Origin of the sequence: Sinorhizobium sp. BG8, assembly GCF_016864555.1 — a bacterium.
Classification (GTDB): domain Bacteria; phylum Pseudomonadota; class Alphaproteobacteria; order Rhizobiales; family Rhizobiaceae; genus BG8.
In genome coordinates this window covers 2290407-2309666 of sequence record NZ_CP044011.1, presented here as the reverse complement: position 1 = coordinate 2309666, position 19260 = coordinate 2290407, and the positions used below count along the sequence as shown (strand labels likewise).

Annotated in this window: 16 protein-coding genes and 1 tRNA gene; 14 read left to right on the top strand and 3 right to left on the bottom strand. The window is 62.6% G+C overall.

Features of this window, described 5'->3' with window-relative positions; all coding sequences use genetic code 11:
- Positions 1–129: 129 nt before the first annotated feature.
- The 3 genes from F3Y30_RS10815 (at position 130) to rpsI (ending at position 1732) form a co-directional block, all read left to right on the top strand.
- Positions 130–567, top strand: a complete 438-nt coding sequence (locus F3Y30_RS10815; protein ID WP_203422756.1) for a PaaI family thioesterase — start codon at positions 130–132, stop codon at positions 565–567.
- A gap of 224 nt (positions 568–791) precedes the next feature.
- On the top strand, positions 792–1256 hold the full coding sequence (rplM, locus tag F3Y30_RS10810; protein ID WP_203422755.1) for a 50S ribosomal protein L13: 465 nt from the start codon (positions 792–794) through the stop codon (positions 1254–1256).
- A 2-nt stretch (positions 1257–1258) separates the two neighbouring features.
- Complete coding sequence (gene rpsI, locus F3Y30_RS10805) at positions 1259–1732, top strand: 30S ribosomal protein S9 (RefSeq protein ID WP_203422754.1); 474 nt, start codon at positions 1259–1261, stop codon at positions 1730–1732.
- 207 nt (positions 1733–1939) lie between these two features.
- Here rpsI and F3Y30_RS10800 read toward each other — a convergent pair whose 3' ends face one another.
- Complete coding sequence (locus F3Y30_RS10800; protein WP_203422753.1) at positions 1940–3931, bottom strand: acyltransferase family protein; 1992 nt, start codon at positions 3929–3931, stop codon at positions 1940–1942.
- 306 nt (positions 3932–4237) lie between these two features.
- Between F3Y30_RS10800 and speB the strand changes: the two genes are divergently transcribed.
- Together speB and argC are read left to right on the top strand one after the other, a co-directional pair.
- Positions 4238–5194 carry an agmatinase gene (speB, locus tag F3Y30_RS10795; RefSeq protein ID WP_203422752.1) on the top strand — a complete coding sequence of 319 codons (957 nt, stop codon included), beginning with the start codon at positions 4238–4240 and terminating at the stop codon, positions 5192–5194.
- 334 nt (positions 5195–5528) lie between these two features.
- A complete protein-coding gene (argC, locus tag F3Y30_RS10790; protein WP_203422751.1) occupies positions 5529–6461 on the top strand; it encodes an N-acetyl-gamma-glutamyl-phosphate reductase in 933 nt (310 codons plus the stop codon).
- A 150-nt stretch (positions 6462–6611) separates the two neighbouring features.
- Here argC and F3Y30_RS10785 read toward each other — a convergent pair whose 3' ends face one another.
- Positions 6612–7742 (bottom strand): COX15/CtaA family protein, encoded by a 1131-nt coding sequence (locus F3Y30_RS10785; protein WP_203422750.1) that lies wholly within the window; start codon positions 7740–7742, stop codon positions 6612–6614.
- 128 nt (positions 7743–7870) lie between these two features.
- On the opposite strand from F3Y30_RS10785, the gene F3Y30_RS10780 reads away from it, so the two are divergent.
- From F3Y30_RS10780 to F3Y30_RS10770, 3 genes are all read left to right on the top strand, one after another.
- Positions 7871–8089 carry a DUF2842 domain-containing protein gene (locus tag F3Y30_RS10780; protein WP_203422749.1) on the top strand — a complete coding sequence of 73 codons (219 nt, stop codon included), beginning with the start codon at positions 7871–7873 and terminating at the stop codon, positions 8087–8089.
- A 2-nt stretch (positions 8090–8091) separates the two neighbouring features.
- Positions 8092–8832, top strand: coding sequence for a metallophosphoesterase family protein (locus F3Y30_RS10775; RefSeq protein ID WP_203426570.1), 741 nt, complete (start codon positions 8092–8094; stop codon positions 8830–8832).
- Between the two features lie 371 nt (positions 8833–9203).
- Complete coding sequence (locus F3Y30_RS10770; RefSeq protein WP_203422748.1) at positions 9204–10469, top strand: GNAT family N-acetyltransferase; 1266 nt, start codon at positions 9204–9206, stop codon at positions 10467–10469.
- 24 nt (positions 10470–10493) lie between these two features.
- On the opposite strand, the gene F3Y30_RS10765 is transcribed toward F3Y30_RS10770, so the two are convergent.
- Complete coding sequence (locus F3Y30_RS10765; protein WP_203422747.1) at positions 10494–12770, bottom strand: Wzz/FepE/Etk N-terminal domain-containing protein; 2277 nt, start codon at positions 12768–12770, stop codon at positions 10494–10496.
- A 213-nt stretch (positions 12771–12983) separates the two neighbouring features.
- Between F3Y30_RS10765 and F3Y30_RS10760 the strand changes: the two genes are divergently transcribed.
- The 6 genes from F3Y30_RS10760 to F3Y30_RS10735 all read left to right on the top strand — a co-directional run bounded on the left by F3Y30_RS10760 (position 12984) and on the right by F3Y30_RS10735 (position 18972).
- On the top strand, positions 12984–13559 hold the full coding sequence (locus F3Y30_RS10760) for a polysaccharide biosynthesis/export family protein (protein WP_203426569.1): 576 nt from the start codon (positions 12984–12986) through the stop codon (positions 13557–13559).
- 5 nt (positions 13560–13564) lie between these two features.
- The gene (locus F3Y30_RS10755; protein ID WP_203422746.1) at positions 13565–14758 is read left to right on the top strand and encodes a glycosyltransferase family 4 protein; all 1194 of its coding nucleotides are present in this window, start codon (positions 13565–13567) and stop codon (positions 14756–14758) included.
- A 58-nt stretch (positions 14759–14816) separates the two neighbouring features.
- Positions 14817–16388 (top strand): undecaprenyl-phosphate glucose phosphotransferase, encoded by a 1572-nt coding sequence (locus F3Y30_RS10750; RefSeq protein WP_203422745.1) that lies wholly within the window; start codon positions 14817–14819, stop codon positions 16386–16388.
- The gene (locus F3Y30_RS10745; protein ID WP_203422744.1) at positions 16385–17629 is read left to right on the top strand and encodes an O-antigen ligase family protein; all 1245 of its coding nucleotides are present in this window, start codon (positions 16385–16387) and stop codon (positions 17627–17629) included. Before F3Y30_RS10750 ends, F3Y30_RS10745 begins: the two co-directional genes overlap by 4 nt.
- 2 nt (positions 17630–17631) lie before the next feature.
- A complete protein-coding gene (locus F3Y30_RS10740; RefSeq protein ID WP_203426568.1) occupies positions 17632–18780 on the top strand; it encodes a glycosyltransferase family 4 protein in 1149 nt (382 codons plus the stop codon).
- A 115-nt stretch (positions 18781–18895) separates the two neighbouring features.
- Positions 18896–18972 (top strand) — tRNA-Pro (locus tag F3Y30_RS10735).
- The last annotated feature ends 288 nt before the right edge of the window (positions 18973–19260 follow it).

Here is a 19260-nt window from a genome sequence, read left to right as displayed (position 1 = left end):
CGCGCCCCGTGGTACGCCCCTCGCCCCATCCTTTCAAGGCGCTGCGATCATGCCAGACCATAGACTTTTCGAGGGGTTGCCAAATAGGGGTACGGTTAGTACGCCCGGTCGACCAGCAGGGAGGCGGCCATGCAGTTCGATCCAGTGATGACAGTCGGCGAATTGAACCGGTTTCTGGAAACCGATTTTCCCGAGATCCACACGGACGGCAAGATCTTCGAGGTTACCTCCGTCGGCCCCGGCAGCCTGAGCATGCAACTCGATCCGGTCGCCAAGCACCTGCGCCCGGGCGGAACCGTATCGGGGCCCACGATGTTCGCGCTCGCCGATGTCGCTGCCTACTGCGTGATCCTCGCCCATATCGGCCCTGTCGCGCTGGCGGTCACCACCAATCTCAACATCAATTTCCTGCGCAAGCCGAGACCGGGGCCCCTCTCCTGCGTGTGTCGCCTGCTGAAGCTCGGCAAGCGCCTCGCAGTGGTCGAAGCATCGATTCTGGCCGGAAATGACGACGACCTTGTCGCCCACGCGACCGCAACCTACTCGATTCCACCGGAGAAAAATTGAGGTATCAAAATACCACAATTGCAAGCTATTGAATTTTCTGCGTTTTCTTTTCCTCTCCCGGAAATGTGCTCCTTGACGCCTTCCCGCCTTTTCCCTATAAGCCCAGCCAGATTGCGGTCCCTTCGGGCCGCTTTCGTTTTTGGCGCGTGAAAGCCCGCCAAACCAAGCAACAAGAAACGCCCGGGCTCTTGCGGTCTCGGGTCCCAAACGAAAAGAGTTTTACCATGGCAACCTTCGTACAGAAGCCCGCCGAGGTGGAAAAGAAGTGGATCCTCATCGATGCCGAAGGCCTCGTTGTCGGTCGTCTCGCCACCATCATCGCAAACCATCTGCGCGGCAAGCATAAGGCTACCTACACCCCCCACGTCGACGACGGCGACAATGTCATCGTCATCAACGCGGAAAAGGTCGCTCTGACCGGCAAGAAGTACTCCGACAAGAAGTACTACTGGCACACCGGTTACCCCGGCGGCATCAAGGAGCGTACGGCTCGCCAGATCATCGAAGGCCGCTTCCCGGAGCGCGTCATCGAGAAGGCTGTTGAGCGCATGGTTCCGCGCGGTCCGCTCGGCCGTCGCCAGATGAAGAACCTGCGCGTCTATGCTGGTTCCAACCACCCGCACGAAGCACAGCAGCCGGCCGTCCTCGACGTCGCCAAGCTGAACAGCAAGAACGTAAGGAGCGCCTGATAATGGCTGACCTCTCTTCCCTGAAGGATCTCGGCACCTCTGCCGCCGCTCCGGCATCCGCTCCGGTTCACGTCAAGAAAGTTGACGCCCAGGGCCGCGCCTACGCGACCGGCAAGCGCAAGGACGCCGTCGCCCGCGTATGGGTCAAGCCGGGCTCCGGCAAGATCACCGTCAACGGCAAGGCTTTCTCGGCCTACTTCGCCCGTCCGGTTCTGCAGATGATCCTGCAGCAGCCGATCATCGCGGCAGCACGCGACGGTCAGTTCGACATCGACGCCACGGTTGCTGGCGGCGGTCTGTCCGGCCAGGCCGGTGCCGTTCGTCACGGCATCTCCAAGGCGCTGACCTACTACGAGCCGGCGCTCCGCGCTGTTCTCAAGAAGGGCGGCTTCCTTACCCGCGACAGCCGTACCGTCGAGCGTAAGAAGTACGGCCGTGCAAAGGCACGTCGTTCGTTCCAGTTCTCGAAGCGTTGATCTCTTCCCGCAAGGGATCGGATTTGGAAAGGCCGGAGATTCGTCTCCGGCCTTTTTCGTATCTGGCTGCCGCCCTCCGAAGCGTGGGGCCGTTGGCACATCGCTTTACAGAAGAGCGATCGCAAACCGCGCGATTGCCTCCACGCGGCCTTCGGCCATGGCTTTCGTATCCGTGTCCTGACGGAAACTCCCGCGTTCGGCCGACCCTCAGCTTGCGAAGCCGAGGCCCTTTGATTCCTTGTCCTGCTGCGACGGGGCTTCGAGCATCTTCATGATCGCGTCCGCGACGACCTTCGCGCCCTCGGCGGCAAAGTGAACGGAGTCGACAAGGTACGGCATACCCTCGTTGACCATGACGCACTGGCCTGCCTCGAACCGGTTGCAGAACAACCTCTCGGGATAGATCCGGGTCGGACCGTCGATATCGGCGCTGTCCAGCACCGCATAGGACTTCGCCGCCTCGCCGAGGAACTCCTGATAGCTCTGCCCGACCTCCGGCTTGGCATCGCCCTTCAGCATGAGTTTTGCAGCCGTGTCAGCCGCCCGTACGCGAAGTGTGGGATGCGGATAGACCAGGACGACCTTCACCCCGGCCCGCTCGAGGCCGTCAACCGTTTCCCTGAGCTCGTCCTTCAGTCGCTTCATCCCGGCGGGCTTTTCGTCGGTGGCGACGCCCTCCACGAGGTAGGTTCCCCTGTCGAAGAACTCCTCCCATGAGGCAAAGAGAATGACGGTGCTGATCCCGCTCCTGATAATGAGGTTGTAAGCCTCCCTGTTGAAGTCAGGGCAATCGCGCGCGCCCGCCACGTCCCGCGCCGTGACGTCGAGGATCGGGGCGCAGTATCCGTGGGTAAGCTGATGCAGTGCGATTCCATCTTCCTTCAGGCGGCGCGCAAGTTCGGGCGCAATCGAGGCTGAGACGGAATCGCCCCAGATCGCATAGTGTTTCGCCTGTTCCGCGTTGAAGACGCAATCGCGGACAGCCGAATTGCTTCGCGCATCGCCACGCTGGAAGAGGCACTTCCTGCTCCACGACGTATCGGCAAGGAAATTCTTGACCGGCTCCGGAAGCCTCGAACGCATCCCGTCCGTATAGACTCCGACGAGACCGAATGAGATCAAGGCGAAGAGCGACACGGCCGAGGTGGTAAAGACCTGCCGGGTGTTCGCGAAGATAGGCACACTCCCCTTCCGGAATGGCCGTTCGACGAACCGCCACGACAGGTAGGCGAGGACAAAGGTCAGTCCACACAGCGCGAGCATGAACGCAGTGGACGGAACCGAAAGGCTGGACAGACGCGCAAAGGCAAAGAGCGGCTGATGCCACAGGTAGGCGCTATAGCTGAGCTGGCCGATCACGACGAGCGGTGCGGCAGACAGCAGCGTCGCTGCCCAGGTGCCCTTGACCGCGAACTGCAGGATCAGCGCGGTCCCGACGACCGGCACGAGCGCGTAGACCGAGGGGAACGGCACCGTTTCATCGAAGAAGAAGATCGAGAAGAGAACGAGCGCCAGCCCGAGCAGCGCAAACTGGCCGGCGGCGCGATGGGGGGCGACGCCTTCGCGGCGGAACTGCATCAGCGCGACGAGCGAGCCGGCGAGCAATTCCCAGGCGCGGGCGGGCAAGAGGTAGAAGTTCGCGTCCGGGGCGTTCTGCGCGCCCCATTGCGACAGGCCGAGGCTTGCCGCGGCGATTGCGAGGATCGTCCACGTCACCCAGCTTCGCCGGGTCTTCCAGAGCCCCATGAGAAGCAAGGGAAGGAGCACGTAGAACTGCTCCTCGACGCCAAGGCTCCAGGTATGCAGGAGCGGCACTTCATGGGAATCCGGGGCGAAATAGTCGCTCTTGTGCCAGAAATAGAAGTTCGAGACTGACAAGGCGGCGGTGATCAGGCTCTTCGAATAGTCGATGAAGGCCGCCGGCAGCATCCACCGCCAGGCGAACGGCATGCAGCACAGCATCACCAGCACCAGGGCCGGGAGAATGCGTCGCGCCCTGCGCTCGTAGAAGGACACCAGCGAGAAGGTCCCCGAATCGAGGTCGCGCAGGATCAGCGACGTGATGAGGTAACCGCTGATCACGAAGAATACGTCGACGCCGGCAAAACCGCCGCCCCAGAACGAGAAACCCGCATGAAAGAAAACGACTGAGACGACGGCGACGGCCCTCAGGCCGTCGATTTCATTTCGATACTGCATAAGTATTCCTGCATGCGGCGAAACTCTTCCGCCGGGTCTCGCACCTGACTGCCGCCCGGACGTTCTGCCAAGGAGCGCGGGACAGGCGCCCCAAGGCCCTTACATGGTGATGAAATTGAGGCAGACATCCCCGGACGTGCGTGCGCGATACAATCGGTCGCACCCGGTGTCACTCCCGGCCGGGGCAAAACCGTCACAATGGAGGGTTTGTCCAACGGGAAGTGAGCGGTGGTGGAAATTGCTATGGCGCCCTCTTGCCTTCATCGGTCGGATTGGCCAACGTCGCCGCAATTGCGGAGGATGCCCATGGCCAACAAGACGATCGATCATTCAATCACTGCGAAGTCTCTGAAGAGTGCCGCGTCGGATCCGACGCACGCGGGTGTTCTTTCCTTCATGCGCCGCAAGTACACCAAGAACCTCGCCGGAGCCGATGCGGTCGTCTGGGGCATTCCCTTCGATGCGGCCACCTCCAATCGTCCCGGCGCCCGGTTCGGACCTCAGGCGATCCGCCGGGCGTCGGCGATCATGGACAACGATCCGCAGTACCCCTTCGAGCGCGATCTCTTCGAGAGCATGGCTGTGATCGATTATGGCGATTGCCTGCTCGACTACGGCAATCACCAGAAGACCCCTGCCACGATCGAGAAGGAGGCCGCGAAGATCCTCAAGTCGGGCGCCTTCCTGCTGACCCTCGGCGGCGACCACTTCGTCACCTGGCCGGTCCTGAAGGCCCATGCCGCCCTCCACGGGCCGCTTGCCCTCGTCCAGTTCGATGCCCATCAGGACACCTGGCCCGACGAGAAGGGACGCATCGACCACGGCTCGTTCGTCGCACGGGCAGCGCGCGACGGGATCATCGATACCGACCGGTCGATCCAGGTCGGCATCCGGACCCACGCGCCGGAGGACTGCGGGATTCGCATCGTCTACGGCTATGACGTGGAGGAATTGAGCGCCGGCGAGATCGCTGACACGATCATCCGCCACGTCGGAGATCGCCCGGCCTATCTCACCTTCGATATCGACTGCCTCGATCCGGCCTATGCCCCCGGCACGGGAACACCGGTCTCCGGCGGCCCTTCCAGCGCCAAGATCCTTTCCGTTCTGCGCAAGCTCGGCGCGCTCCACATCAAGGGCGCGGACGTCGTTGAAGTTGCACCCGCCTACGACCACGCCGACATTACGGCGATCGCCGGCTCGACGATCGCGATGTACATGCTCGGCCTCCAGGCGGAATGGCTGGCGGAGAGGCGGAGCTGACAAGAGCAGGGAGGAGCAAGTCCCGCCTCCCCCTCTAACGAGCATCAGCAGGCCGCCGATCCGGCGGCCGGCGTGGCATCCTTCACGTGTTCCAATCCTGACATGGATGATCGATGGCGCCCTCGCCGGTTGCTCGGCCCGCACTGGCGACACTTCGCAACAGAACTTTCATAATCTTGGTGAGCCCGGCGCCGTTGCAACGCGCCAGACTGCGGGTTATATGCGCCACAAGGGCGCCGATCCCGGCCCTCTAGGGCGCTGTTTCAGGGCGCCGCTCATGGCCGGGTGAACGCCGAAAGCGATTTTGATCGCGTCGCGAAGCAGGGCTGGATCCATGAAACCGAAAATCTTCATCGATGGCGAACACGGCACGACGGGGTTGCAGATCCGCACCCGCATGGCCGGACGCAGCGACGTGGAACTCCTGTCCATTCCGGAAGCGGAGCGGCGTAACGCGGCACTCCGCGAGGACCTCCTGAACGGCGCCGACATTGCGATCCTGTGCCTGCCCGACGATGCGGCAAAGGAAGCCGTTGCCATGGTTTCCGGCAACAACAGCGTCCGCATCATCGACACCTCGACCGCACACCGCGTCAATCCGGACTGGGCCTACGGTTTCGCCGAGATGGACCAGGCGCAGGCAGGGAAGATCTCGGCTGCCCGCTATGTCGCCAACCCGGGCTGCTATCCGACCGGCGCAATCGGCCTGATCCGTCCGCTGAGGGCTTCCGGCATCCTTCCGGAAGACTATCCGATCACCGTCAATGCCGTGTCCGGCTACACGGGCGGCGGCAAGCAGATGATCGCCCAGATGGAGGATCCGTCGCATCCGGACGCCATCGATGCTCCCCATTTCCTCTACGGTCTGCCGCTCAAGCACAAGCATGTGCCGGAAATGCAGATCCATGGCCTGCTTCAGCGCGCACCGCTGTTCTCACCCTCCGTAGGCAAGTTCCCGCAAGGCATGATCGTGCAGGTTCCCCTCTATCTCGCGGACCTGAACGTTGGCGCCTCTCTCGGCTCCATCCACGCCGCCCTCAGCGATCACTATGCGGGCCAGGATATCGTCGAGGTGGTCGATCTCAAGGAGAGCGCTGCGATCGCCCGCGTCAATGCGGTAGAGCTCGCCAATACCGACAGGATGAAGCTGTTCGTCTTCGGCACGGCCGGGTCAGCGCACGTCAACCTCGTCGCGCTTCTCGACAATCTCGGCAAGGGAGCGTCCGGAGCCGCCGTCCAGAACATGGACCTGATGCTGCGCGCCTGACGCCAAGGTTTCTGCCGATTAGAGCAGACGACTGGAAAAGAAACGGGGCACGATCTCCTGCCGGGATCGTGCCCCTTCTTTTTGTCCGCGCAGCTGGGCTAATCCAGTCCTGCCCGCAAGAGCCCGTGGGATTTCGGGGCTCGAAAGGCTCTAGTGCCTTCCGACCGGATCCTCGCCCCATATTGCCGCCTCGCTCTGTGCCTGGTTCGGATACTCTCCGATGAAGCCGCGCCAGTGTGCGATCGCAAATCCGAGGACGACAAGCGCGCCTCCCTGGTGCGCGAGCGCCCAGGAAAGCGGAACCTGCCAGATCAGCGTCGCGATGCCGATCGCTGCCTGAAGACAGATGAGGCAGAACAGGAGGACGGAGCGCCGCGCATGGGTCGTCTGCGGAGCTGCCCGCAAGGAAATGATCATGTGCGCCAGTGCCAGGGCGAGGAGCACATAGGCTCCGCAGCGATGGACGAACTGCACCGTCTTCGGGTTTTCGAAGAGATTGATCCACCAGGGCTGCTGGACGAAGAGATTGCCCGGCACCAGGGCGCCGTCCATCAGCGGCCAGGTGTTGTAGGAGAGGCCGGCGTCGAGCCCTGCAACGAGGGCTCCCAGATAGATCTGGAACAGCGCCATGCACGCTATGATCGCCGCCATCAGTCTCGAATGCTCGGTCGGCGCGGAGTCGTTGCTGTGGGGCGAGAGCCCGCGCATGATCCACATCGTGCCCGAAAAGATGAGACAGGCGATCACGAGGTGGGTCGCAAGACGATACTGGCTGACCGAGACCCGGTCGGCGAGCCCCGAGGATACCATCCACCAGCCGATGAACCCCTGGAAGCCACCCAGCGCGAGAAGGCCCAGCAGCGGCATCCGCACCTGGCGCTCGATCCGGCCGGACAGCCAGAAGAACAGAAGAGGCAGCGCAAAGACGAAGCCGATCGAACGGGCGAGCAGCCGGTGGGCCCATTCCCACCAGAAGATGGTCTTGAACTCCTCCACCGTCATGCCGCTGTTGATCTGGCTGTACTGCGGAATGCGCTGGTAGAGCGCGAATTCCTCGTCCCACTCGGCGGCCGAAAGCGGCGGGATCACGCCATGGATCGGCTTCCATTCAGTAATCGACAGGCCCGATTCAGTGAGCCGCGTCGCACCGCCGACGAGCACGAGCGCGAACAGCACGAAAAGAACGACCCCAAGCCAGCGGCGCACCTGCCTGCGATTGCGCTCCTGCCGACTGATGTCGGTGAGAGAGCGGCGCTCGATTGCGCTATCGATGATTGTCATGGCGGCTCCTGTCTTGTTGGCGTTGATTTGCATCACCTCGCCGTGCAAAACAAGGGACGAACCTTTGCGGCATGCGGTCGCGGCATCCCCGCCGATCGGCTCTCCCGCAATAGACATGAGACAATGCCATGCCCCCTCGCCTGCGCAAGCTGATCGGGACCATCCTGATCATCATCCTCGTCCTCCTCTACGCGCTGATCGCGACGACCGTCGCGGCGGCTACCCTCGGGAGTTCACCCTGGTGGATCCACCTCGCCTACTTCCTGTTCACGGGCATTCTGTGGGTGCTTCCTGCAATGCTGATCATCAAGTGGATGGAAAAACCCGGCAAGTCTGGAGGCAAGTGACCTTGCGCATCGCCGTCATCGCAGACATTCACGGCAACGACCTGGCTCTGGAGGCTGTGCTGGCCGACATCGCCGCGCAGTCGGTCGACGACGTCGTCAACCTTGGCGACCACCTGAGCGGCGCGCTCAACGCCGCGCGCACGGCAGACATCCTGATGCGCCACCGTTTTCCCTCCGTTCGCGGCAATCACGATCGCTGGCTCGTGGAGAAGGCGCCGGAGAAGATGGGCAGTTGGGACAGCATGGCGCACCAGCAGCTTAAGCCGCATCACTTCGATTGGTTGAAAAGCTTGCCGCCAACGCTGGTCCACCGGGGCGAAATTTTCCTTTGCCACGCCACGCCCGTCGACGACACGACGTACTGGCTGGACGAGGCGACCCCGGATGGAACGATGCGGCTCTCGCAGCTCGAGCGCATCGAGAAGTTTGCCGAGGGGATCGACCATCCCGTCCTGCTTTGCGGCCACACCCATCTGCCGCGCATCGTCCGGCTCCGTGACGGCCGCATCGTCCTCAATCCGGGAAGCGTCGGCTGCCCGGGCTATGACGACGACGAGCCGGTGTTTCACAAGGTAGAGACCGGCTCGCCCCATGCCCGATACGCCATCATCGAGAAGACGGGCAGCACCTGGAACGCGGAGTTCAGGTTGGTCAGCTACGACCACATGGCCGCCTCACGCCTTGCGGCAAGCCGCGGCCAGCGGGAATGGGCGAACGTTCTGGCAAGAGGCTGGCTGGGCTGAGGACCACAACACCGGATGACAGGAGTTGGAATCAATTCGGCCCCTTATGAAGGCTTTCTAATCTAAAGAGAGAACTCCAACGTCTCTCGAAGTACCTGGTTCCACCATTCCCACTTGGCGGATGGAGGATACGGGCCAGTCGTAATGCTGGACGCCGGGGCGATACATTCCGGGACGGTTTCGTCGCGAAACGGAGACAGTTTCTGCGCGAAGCATCGATTTTGCGCTCCCTCGTTATCGCTTTGCTAACCGCGCCCGCGACTAAATGGGGGCGCAGCCCTCGACAGGGCCGGTTTTAAACCATTTCGGCAAGGAAAGATCCTAGCATATCGGCGCGGCGCTCCGTCCGTCCGGTCTCGAACAGGTTTGCCATGGTTGCCTTGCAGCTCGATTTTCAGATCATGCCGACCGAAAGGGAAATGCTCGGTACGCTCGCCAGCGCCGTGGTCGGCGGCGGCCGCATTCCCGCAACCATCCCGCTGTCGATCCGCCTCCACGATACGATGGAGCCGCTGGAACAAAGCTGGCGCGCGCTGGAATCGCGAAACGAGCTTTCGCTTCACCAGAGCTACGACTGGTGCAAGGCATGGATCGAGAGCCACGACTGCAAGCCGTTGATCGTCGAAGGCGTATCCGGCGGCCAGACCCATCTCATCCTGCCGCTCGAAATCGTCCGGCACGGGCCGATCCGTACCGCGCGGTTCCTGGGAAGCCGGTTCAGCAACATCAATACCGGCCTCTATACCGACGAATTCCGCTTTCTCGCCGCTCCTCCGCGTCTCAGGAAGGCGCTCGAACAGGCGCGCGGCCAGTTCGCGCGCTACTTCGATCTCTTCCTGCTCGAAAACATGCCGCTCACCTGGCGGGGCGAGACGAATTCCTTCGCAGACCTTCCGGCGGTGCTGAACCAAAACGCTTCCTTCCAGCTCGCGCTCTTTCCGGAGTTCGAACGGACGCTGGCGCAGGTCAACGCCAAACGCCGCAGGAAGAAATTCCGCAGCACCGAACGGCGGCTGGAGCTCGTCGGCGGATACGAACACGTGATCGCTACCTCCGCCGCTGACGGCAAGGCGTTGCTCGATGTGTTTTTCCGCCAGAAAGCCGCGCGGTTCGAGGCGATGGGCCTGCCAAACGTCTTCCGCGATGCGGAGACGCAGGATTTCTTCCATCGGCTCACGTCAGTCGTCCCGAACGAGGAAAGCTATCCGCTTCAGCTTCATGCGGTGCGCCTGAAGGCGGAACATGAAGACAAGATCGTTGCAATCGCCGGTGTGTCGCGGAAGGGCGATCACGTCATCTGCCAGTTCGGCTCGATCGATGACACGCTCGTTCCAGACGCGAGCCCCGGCGAGTTTCTTTTCTACCTCATCATCCGCCAGCTCTGCAGCGAAGGCGTGCGCCTGTTCGATTTCGGCATCGGAGACCAGCCCTACAAGCGGTCCTGGTGCACGATCGAAACGGCGCAGCATGACCTGCTCTGGCCGACGACGGTCGCCGGCAGCACGATTGCGGCGATCCATCGGGCCAAGGCTGGCGCGAAGCGCACGATCAAGCAGAATCCGAGGCTCTACAGCCTCATGCAGCGCCTGCGGTCCGGCAAGACCGAGTTCGTGGAAGTCGGCTCGGACAACGATTGACGCCCGAGCCCTTCGACGCCTGCCCTACGCCGCCCGGCGATCCGGATCGTGGGGCGGACGGCCGGTATCTGCGGTCATGAGCACGATCTCGCTGTAGCCGGCATTTCCGAATGCCTCTATCAGGGCGACGATCTCATCCTCCTCCGCCCCCGGGATGGAGAGAATGATCTCGGTCTCTCCAGAGCGCGACAGGCGGCGAATGCCCTGGACGTCCGCGGCACCGCATTCGACGATGACAGTCTCATAGGCGTCCGACAGCGCGTCGATGACCATGGACAGCCGGTCGATACCCTTCATCGCACGCTTGATGTCCGAATACCCGCGCGGGATGATATGGGCTGCCGAGAGGCGATCCCCGTGGATGATGTCGGCGAAGGCGGCGTCGCCGACGAGCAGATCGGTGATTCCGGGAAGGCGCATGGACTCGGCCATCAGACGGGTCGGGCATGCGGATCCCGTCAAATCGATCAGGACGGTCTTTCTCCCCTCCTCGGCCACGGTGCGCGCCAGCATCACGGCAGCGGTGGAGCCCTTGTCGCCCGATGGCGACACGGTGATCGCTACCGGGACATCGTTTTCCACGAGATGACGGGCAACCGCCGCAACGGAGAAGTCTTCTTCGCCCGAATCCGACGCCAGCAGGTCCGGCTCCGTCGGGCGGATCTCCTCCTCTTCCTCCGGTTCGTCAAAGCCCGAGAGCAGCGATCCCTGGACTTTCGTCACGGCTGTGGGAACTGGCTCGCCGGCAGCGACCTTCTTGGTCGGCAGCTCCGGAACCGCGGCCGCAAATGACCTTGCGACGACAGGCTCGACCACTACCGGCTCAGGCGGACGGGCAGGTTCGGCCGCGCGTTTTCTTTCGTCTTCACTCTTCACAGGCATGACCGGCGGGACGGCGCTCGGTCGCAGCGCACGGCCGCTGAAGAGTTCCACGAGCAGGATCCCGACGGCGCTCAACAGGAAGCCGGCCAGCCCGCCGACGACGGTGATGGGGACGACCTTCGGGAAATGAACCTCGGTCGGTTCGACCGCGGCGGAAATCACCCGCGCATCGGCCGGAGTGGAGTTGGTCGAAGTGCGCGATGCGGCTTCACGGTAGCGTGCGAGATAGGTTTCGAGCAACTGGCGCTGGGCCGTTGCCTCGCGCTCGAGCGCCCGCAGGCCGACTTCTTCCTCTCCGGCACGCGCGGAATCCGCCTTCACCGTATTGAGCTGGCCCATCAGCTGGCGTTCGCGCAGCCGCGCCACGTTCGCCTCGTTGTCGAGGCTCGCGAGAATCTTCTGGGTCTCCTCGCGGATCTGTCCGCGGATCGAGACAAGCTGCGAACGCAGCCCCTTCAACCGGGGATGACCGTCGAGCAGCGAGGTGGAGAGATCGGAGATCTGACCCTGGATCTGGGCCTCGCTCTCCTTCAGCCGCTGGATCATCTGGGATCCGACGACATCCGCGAGAGAATCCGCCTGACCGCCGTTCTTCAGCACGGCGCGCACGCTTTCGGCCCGCGCTTCGGCATTCGCCTTCTCGCCGCGAATGCGCGCGAGCTCGGCCGAAATGCCGTTCAACTGATTGACGGCGAATGTGCCGTCGCTACCCGCGGGCAACAGGTCCGAAGACGCGCGATAGGCCGCGACCTTCGCTTCCGCCTCCCTCACCTTTTCGCGCAGATTGGCAATCTCCGGCTCGAGCCAGCGGCTTGCCTCAGAGTTCGTATCCAGCTTGGCGCCGCTTTGCAGCGAGAGATAGACCTTCGCCATCTCGTTCGGGATCGCCGCGGCGAGCTTCGGGTCTTCTGAGGTGAACTCGACGCCGACGACGCGCGACTTCTCGACCTGGTAGACGGAAAGCTTCTGAATGAACTCCTTGAGCACGCGCTCTTCCGGCGCAAGCTCCAGCGGGTTCTTCTTGAGGCCGAAGAGCACCATCAGGTCTGAAATTGCAGACGGTTTCGCCGTGGGGTCGAACTCCTCGAGCTCGTACAGTTTCATGTTGCGGGCGACCTGCTTGACGAGGTCCACGGACTTCAGGATTTCCACCTGGCTCACGATACCCAGTTCGTCGAAGGCGGGCCGCTCGCCCGATGTCGTCCGGTCCGAACTCGTGGTGAAGGCAGGTTCGCGCGTCTCTATTATAAGGCGGGTCTCGCTGCGGTACTTCGGCGAAACGAGGCTGGCGCCGACAAAGGCGAGGCCGGCGCATGCGGCAGTGGCGAGCAGAACTGCCCGGCGCCTGCGCCAGATTGCACCGAACAGACCGCCGAGATCTATATCGACGTCCTGCTGGCTTCCGTAAACGCCTGTCATACCACCACTCCGCAACCTAGGTTTGTCGGCACCGTAAACAAACATGGTAACGCAACGGTTAATGGCGATCGCCGCCCCTCACCCCCGATCTGGCCAAACTCCTTGAAGAAAAACGCCGAATTCGCTGTCGCGAGCCGTGCGCCTTTACCAGCCGTTAACCCTAACGGATTGATAACGAGACCTGCAATCGGACCTCCGCAGATGGAAAAGGCGATGGACTTCGCGCTCAACAGAAATGGCTTCATCATCGCAATGGCGCTGCTCGCGACGATGCTGGCAGGCTGCACCAGCTATCGCCCTGCCCCGAAGGCGTTTCATGAGGCGACGATCCAGCCCTATCGGCTGGACAGCGGCGACAGGCTGCGCATCACCGTCTTCGAACAGGCCGGCCTCAGCAACACCTATTCGATCGACCAGGCCGGCTACGTCGCCTTCCCGCTGATCGGCTCCGTTCCGGCGCGCGGCCGGACGTTGCAGGAACTGGAAAGCGTGATCGCCGCCAAGCTCCGACAGGGCTACCTGCGCGATCCGGACGTCTCGATCGAGGTCGATCGTTATCGCTCGGTCTATATCATGGGCGAGGTAGGACAGGCCGGACAATACACCTATGTGGCGGGCATGACCGTCCAGAATGCCATTGCGGTGGCCGGTGGCTTCTCGCCGCGCGCCAACCAGGCGAATGTGGACGTCACCCGGAAGATCAACGGCGAGGTCATCACAGGCCGCGTGTCGATCTCGGATCCGGTCCTTGCAGGAGATACAATCTACGTTCGCGAGCGGCTGTTCTGACGGACATGCGCAAAGAGAGGCCGCTGCGCATCATCCATTGTTTCAGATCGCCGATCGGAGGGATATTCCGGCACGTGCGCGATCTGGCGGAGATCCATGCTAAGCAGGGCAACGAAGTCGGCATCCTGTGCGACAGCACGACGGGCGGTTCATATGAGGACAATCTCTTCGACGAGATCAGGCCCCACCTCTCGCTTGGACTGCTGCGACTGCCGATCGACCGTTCGCTCAGTATCAAGGACCTCTCCGCGTTCTGGAGCAGTTATCGTGAAATCAGAAGTTTGAAGCCGGATGTCCTGCACGGGCATGGCGCCAAGGGTGGCGCCATCGCTCGTCTCATCGGCTCAGCCCTGCGGGTCAACAGGTATCGCGTAGCCCGCCTCTATTCGCCGCACGGCGGCAGCCTGCACTATGCCCCGAACAGTCTCACGGGGCGCACGGTGTTCGGTCTCGAACGACTGCTCGAGTTCCAGACCGATTCCCTCGTATTCGTCTGCGACTTCGAGCGGCAAACCTATTCCGACAAGGTCGGCAAGCCCCGCTGCCGGGCCGAGCGGATCTACAACGGCATTCCGGATCGCGATTTCGAGACGGTCTATGTCCGTCCGGACGCGGTCGACTTCCTCTACATCGGAATGCTGAGGGACCTGAAAGGACCAGATGTCTTCATCGAAGCCTTCGCAAAGGCGGAGCGCCTGATGCGCCGGCCGCTTTCGGCGCTGATGATCGGCGACGGTCCGGACCAGCCGAAATACGAGCGGATGATGCTGGAGCTCGGCCTTGCGCGCCGCATCGGGATGCTCCCGGCGATGAAAACCCGGGAGGCCTTCTCACTCGCCCGCACTGTCGTCGTGCCCTCGCGGGCGGAATCGATGCCCTATATCGTCCTGGAGGCGCTTGCCGCGCGCAAGGGCGTGACCGCCAGCCGCGTCGGCGGCATACCGGAGATGCTCGGCCCGGACAGCATAGCGCTCGCCAATCCAGCGGATGCGGATGCGCTGGCAAGCATCATGGTCCAGTCGGTGCTCAACCCCCAGTGGAAGACGATCGCCATGCCCGATCCCGGGAAGGTGAAGGCAACGTTCTCCGCTTCGGTGATGGCCTCGTCCATGATGAGCCTCTACCACGACCTTCTTCCCGACGTGCCGGAACGGGTCGTGCGCAACCCTGAAACGGCGTCGTCCCCTCCCGCAACGTAAGCGTTTTCTTAGGGCCTTTCTGCTATCCGATGCGAAATGCATCCGCGGATTTCTGCCCATGAACCACGTCGACAAACCTGAAGCCTTCGACCCGGATGCCATACGGCGTCTGGTGTCCGAAATACGGACGATCGCGCCAAACGGCTCGGAAGAGGAAGTGGACGGCGGCAAGACGGTAGAACTGAACCCGCTTGCCAAACAGATCGCCATGCAATTTCGGGCGGATGCCTATTCGCCGTCGATGCTTCTCGGCCTGTTGAGGATCACCGAATTCGCCTCGCTGTTTGCGATCGGCTACGCGATCATCATGCTCTATGTCGCGCCCGGCATCGAAATGGCGCTCTTTTATGTGGCCGTACTTGCGGGCGGGTCCGCCACCGGCATCATGCTGATGCAACTCGCGGATGCCTACCAGATTCCTGCGCTGCGCTCGGCCTGGCGGATGACGCCGCGCATCCTGTGCGCATGGGCGGTGGCATTTGCCGTGATGGCGCTGGCGCTGTTCCTGTTCAAGACCGGCGATGTCTATTCGCGCGTCTGGTTCGTCTCCTGGTTCGTTCTCGGCGCCATCTATCTCATCGCCGAGCGCCAGCTGATCGCTTATTCGATCCGGCACTGGGCCCGCAACGGCACGATGGAGCGCCGCGCGGTGATCGTCGGCGGCGGCGAGCCTGCGAAGGAGCTCATCCGCTCGCTGGAACGCCAGCCGGAAAACGACATCCGCATCTGCGGCATCTTCGACGATCGCGACGAACGCCGGTCGCCCTCCGTGATCGCAGGGTACCCCAAGCTCGGAACCGTCGCGGAGTTGGTCGAATTTGCGCGTCTTGCGCGTATCGACATGCTGATCATATCGCTGCCGCTCTCCGCGGAAGCGCGCATCCTGGCTCTCCTGAAGAAGCTGTGGGTGCTTCCGGTCGACATCCGGCTTGCAGCGCATTCCAAGGGGCTTCGCTTTCGCCCGCGCAGCTATTCTCAGATCGGCAAGGTGCCGCTCCTCGACATCTTCGACAAGCCGATCGCCGACTGGGATTCTGTCGCCAAGCGGGCCTTCGACATAGCGTTCAGCCTGATCGCACTCGCGCTGCTGTGGCCCGTCCTGATCGGCGCGGCAGTCGCCGTCAAGCTGACCTCGCCAGGCCCGATCATCTTCAAGCAGAAACGCCATGGCTTCAACAACGAGGTCATCGACGTCTACAAATTCCGCTCGATGTACACCAACCTCTCCGACCCCACGGCGAAGCTGGCGGTCACGAAGGGCGATCCGCGTGTGACGCCGGTCGGCCGTTTCCTGCGCAAGTCCTCGATCGACGAGCTGCCTCAGCTCTTCAACGTGCTGAAGGGTGAACTTTCGCTGGTCGGCCCGCGCCCCCATGCGATCCAGGCCCAGTCGCACAATCGAAAGTATGTCGATGTCGTCGAGAGCTATTTCGCGCGCCATCGCGTGAAGCCCGGGGTCACGGGCTGGGCGCAGATCAATGGCTGGCGCGGCGAGATCGACCATGACGACAAGATCCGCTACCGCACCGAGTTCGATCTCTACTACATCGAGAACTGGTCGCTGTGGCTTGATCTCAAGATCCTGTTCCTGACGCCGATCCGCCTCCTGAACACGGAAAATGCCTATTGAGCGACGCGGTCACCCATTTCGCGCCGCCCTTCAGGCCGCAACTGGCGGCCGTCGGCGTTTTCGGTTCCGCCCTGGTGACGCTTGGCGTCTTCCTGTCCGGATTCGTCATTGCGGAGCCTGCCCCCTATGAAGTCTTCATGGCCGGCCTTATCGGCATGTGGGCGATCTTCGGCTTGCGGATATCGCGAAACGTCGCCCCGTTGCTGGCGCTGCTCCTCACCTTCAACATCGGCGGCATGCTGTCCCTGACCGTCATGACCGACATGGCGGACGGCCCGATCTACATTGCCGTCTCATTGTTCCTCGCTCTTTCGGCCGTGTTCTTCGCCGCGATCATCGAGGCACGGCCGCAACGTCTCCAGCTCATTTTCCGGGCGTGGGTCGCAAGCGCGCTCATCACCTCCCTCCTCGGCATCCTCGGATATTTCCATGCCTTTCCCGGCAGCGAGGCTTTCACGCTCTACGACCGGGCAAAGGGCGCCTTCCAGGATCCGAACGTCTTCGGCCCCTTTCTCGTCGCCCCGTCGCTCTATCTCATGCACGGCCTTCTCGCGGGCCGTCTCCTCGGGGCACCGCTCAAGATCGTCGGCGTCGTAATCCTCGCCCTCGGCGTCTTCCTGTCCTTCTCGCGTGCGGCCTGGGCGCTCTACCTGTTCTCCGTCGTCGCCCTGGTCTTCGTCATGCTGCTCAAGGAGCGGACGGCGGTGTTCCGCCTGAAGATCCTGACGCTCAGCATCTGCGCGGCCGGCGCCATGGTCGTGGCGCTCGTCTTCGCGCTGCAGTCCAGCGCCGTCTCCAACCTTTTCTCGAGCCGTACCCAACTCGTCCAGGAGTACGATGGCGGGCATCTCGGCCGCTTCGACCGCCATCGTATCGGCTTCCTGATGTCGATGGAAAAGCCGCTCGGCATCGGCCCGATGGTGTTCAGCACCATGTTTCCCGAGGACGAGCACAATATCTGGCTGAAGTCGCTGACGACCTACGGATGGATGGGCTTCCTCAGCTATCTCACCCTCGCCATCTGGACTTTCGCCGCAGGGTTCCAGTCCCTCCTTCGCGACCGGCCGTGGCAACCCTACCTGATGATCTCGTTCCTCACCTTCTGCGGACATACCGCCGTTGGCTTCGTCATCGATACCGACCACTGGCGCCATCTATACCTCCTTATCGGGGTCATCTGGGGCTGCCGGGCGCTGGAATTGCGCCACAACCGCCCGAGACACGACGGAGAGCGCCCGTGAACATGATCCGCGACAAGAACCTGCGCTCCCTGCGCGTGCTCCAGGTGCTGGAGCCGAGCGGTGGAGGATCCGGCCGCCACTTCATCGACCTTTGCGGCGGCCTCAAGCAGCGCGGCCATGTGGTTCACGCGATCTACTCGCCCGTCAGGGCGGAGCAGCGGTTCGTCGACGAATTGCTGGCACTCGGGCTCGACGGCGCGCATTGCGTCGAGATGGCCCGTGCGCCAGGCCCGGGCGACATCGCGTCGCTCGCAATCCTCAGGCGGCTTGCGCGCAGGCATGGTCCGTTCGACGTCATCCACGGCCACAGCTCCAAGGCGGGAGCCCTGGCTCGCATCCGTTTCCCGGGTGAGCCCGCCGCACGTGTCTATACGCCCCACGCATTCCGGACGATGGACCCCCACCTCAGCCGTGCGGGACACATGGTGTACGGAACCATCGAGCGGCTTCTTGCACGGTACTTCACGGACAGGCTCATCTGCGTCTCCGCCGACGAGTATGCCCATGCCCGGGCTCTCGGCATGCGGCGGGAGAAACTGGAGATCGTCGTCAACGGTGTGGTGACGCCGCCATCAGGCCTGAGGCAACAGATCCGCTCGAACCTCGGCATGTCGGACAACGATTTCGTCTACGGCTTCGTCGGCCGCCTTTCGAAGCAGAAGGCGCCGGAACGCCTGGTGCGCGCATTCGCGCTTGTGGCCGAACGGATGCCATCGGCGCATTTGCTGATGGTCGGGACGGGAGAGGATGAAGGACACATCCTGTCGTTGGCGGCCAAAATGCTTCCCGCGGACCGCTTCCACTTCACATCGCAGTATACCGGCGCCGAGGTCATGGACGCGATCGACGTCCTGACGATGCCGAGCCGCTACGAGGCCATGTCCTATGTGATGCTCGAAGCGGCTGCCGCAGCCAAGCCCATGGTGCTGACCGAGGTGGGCGGGGTCTCCATGGTGCTGAAGGACGGACAGAACGGAATCCTGGTCGCCAACACCGACGATGCTCGCCAGCTCGCCCACGCCATGCTCAGGATAGCCGATCCCGTGCGCCTTGCTCGATACGCAGAGGGAGCCCTCGCCCGCAAGGACGACTACAGCCTCAGCCGGATGGTGACCGACACCGAGGCCATCTACCGCAGCGTCCTGCGCTGAGAGGGCGTCCTCGCACCACCCCGGCGAAATGCTTGGACTTGTTCCCGAACCACCTTTTTTTCGCTTGCGCGGCGACAACCTACCGACTATGGAAAGCGTGCTTGCAAAAGCAGGTCGGAGCGTAGCGCAGCCCGGTAGCGCACTTGACTGGGGGTCAAGGGGTCGTGGGTTCGAATCCCGCCGCTCCGACCATTTATCTCAAACAGATTGCTACCACTGTTTGAACCAGCGATAGATTCGATGGCCGCACTATGGCCAGTGACGCGGCGAGCGGGCTCACCGCACAACGTTCCTGGAATTATCGGCTTTTCAATCCAGCAGCACAATCCATCGGCGCCGGACATCCTCTCACCGAAAACGGTGATCCAGCGAGCAGCCTGAACGCAGGCAGGGCTGGGCATGCGCCGCACGGCCTCCACCTCTTCTACTTTTTACAACTTCTGCCACTTGTCGCGCAGATCTTGTGCTCTACCTGAAATG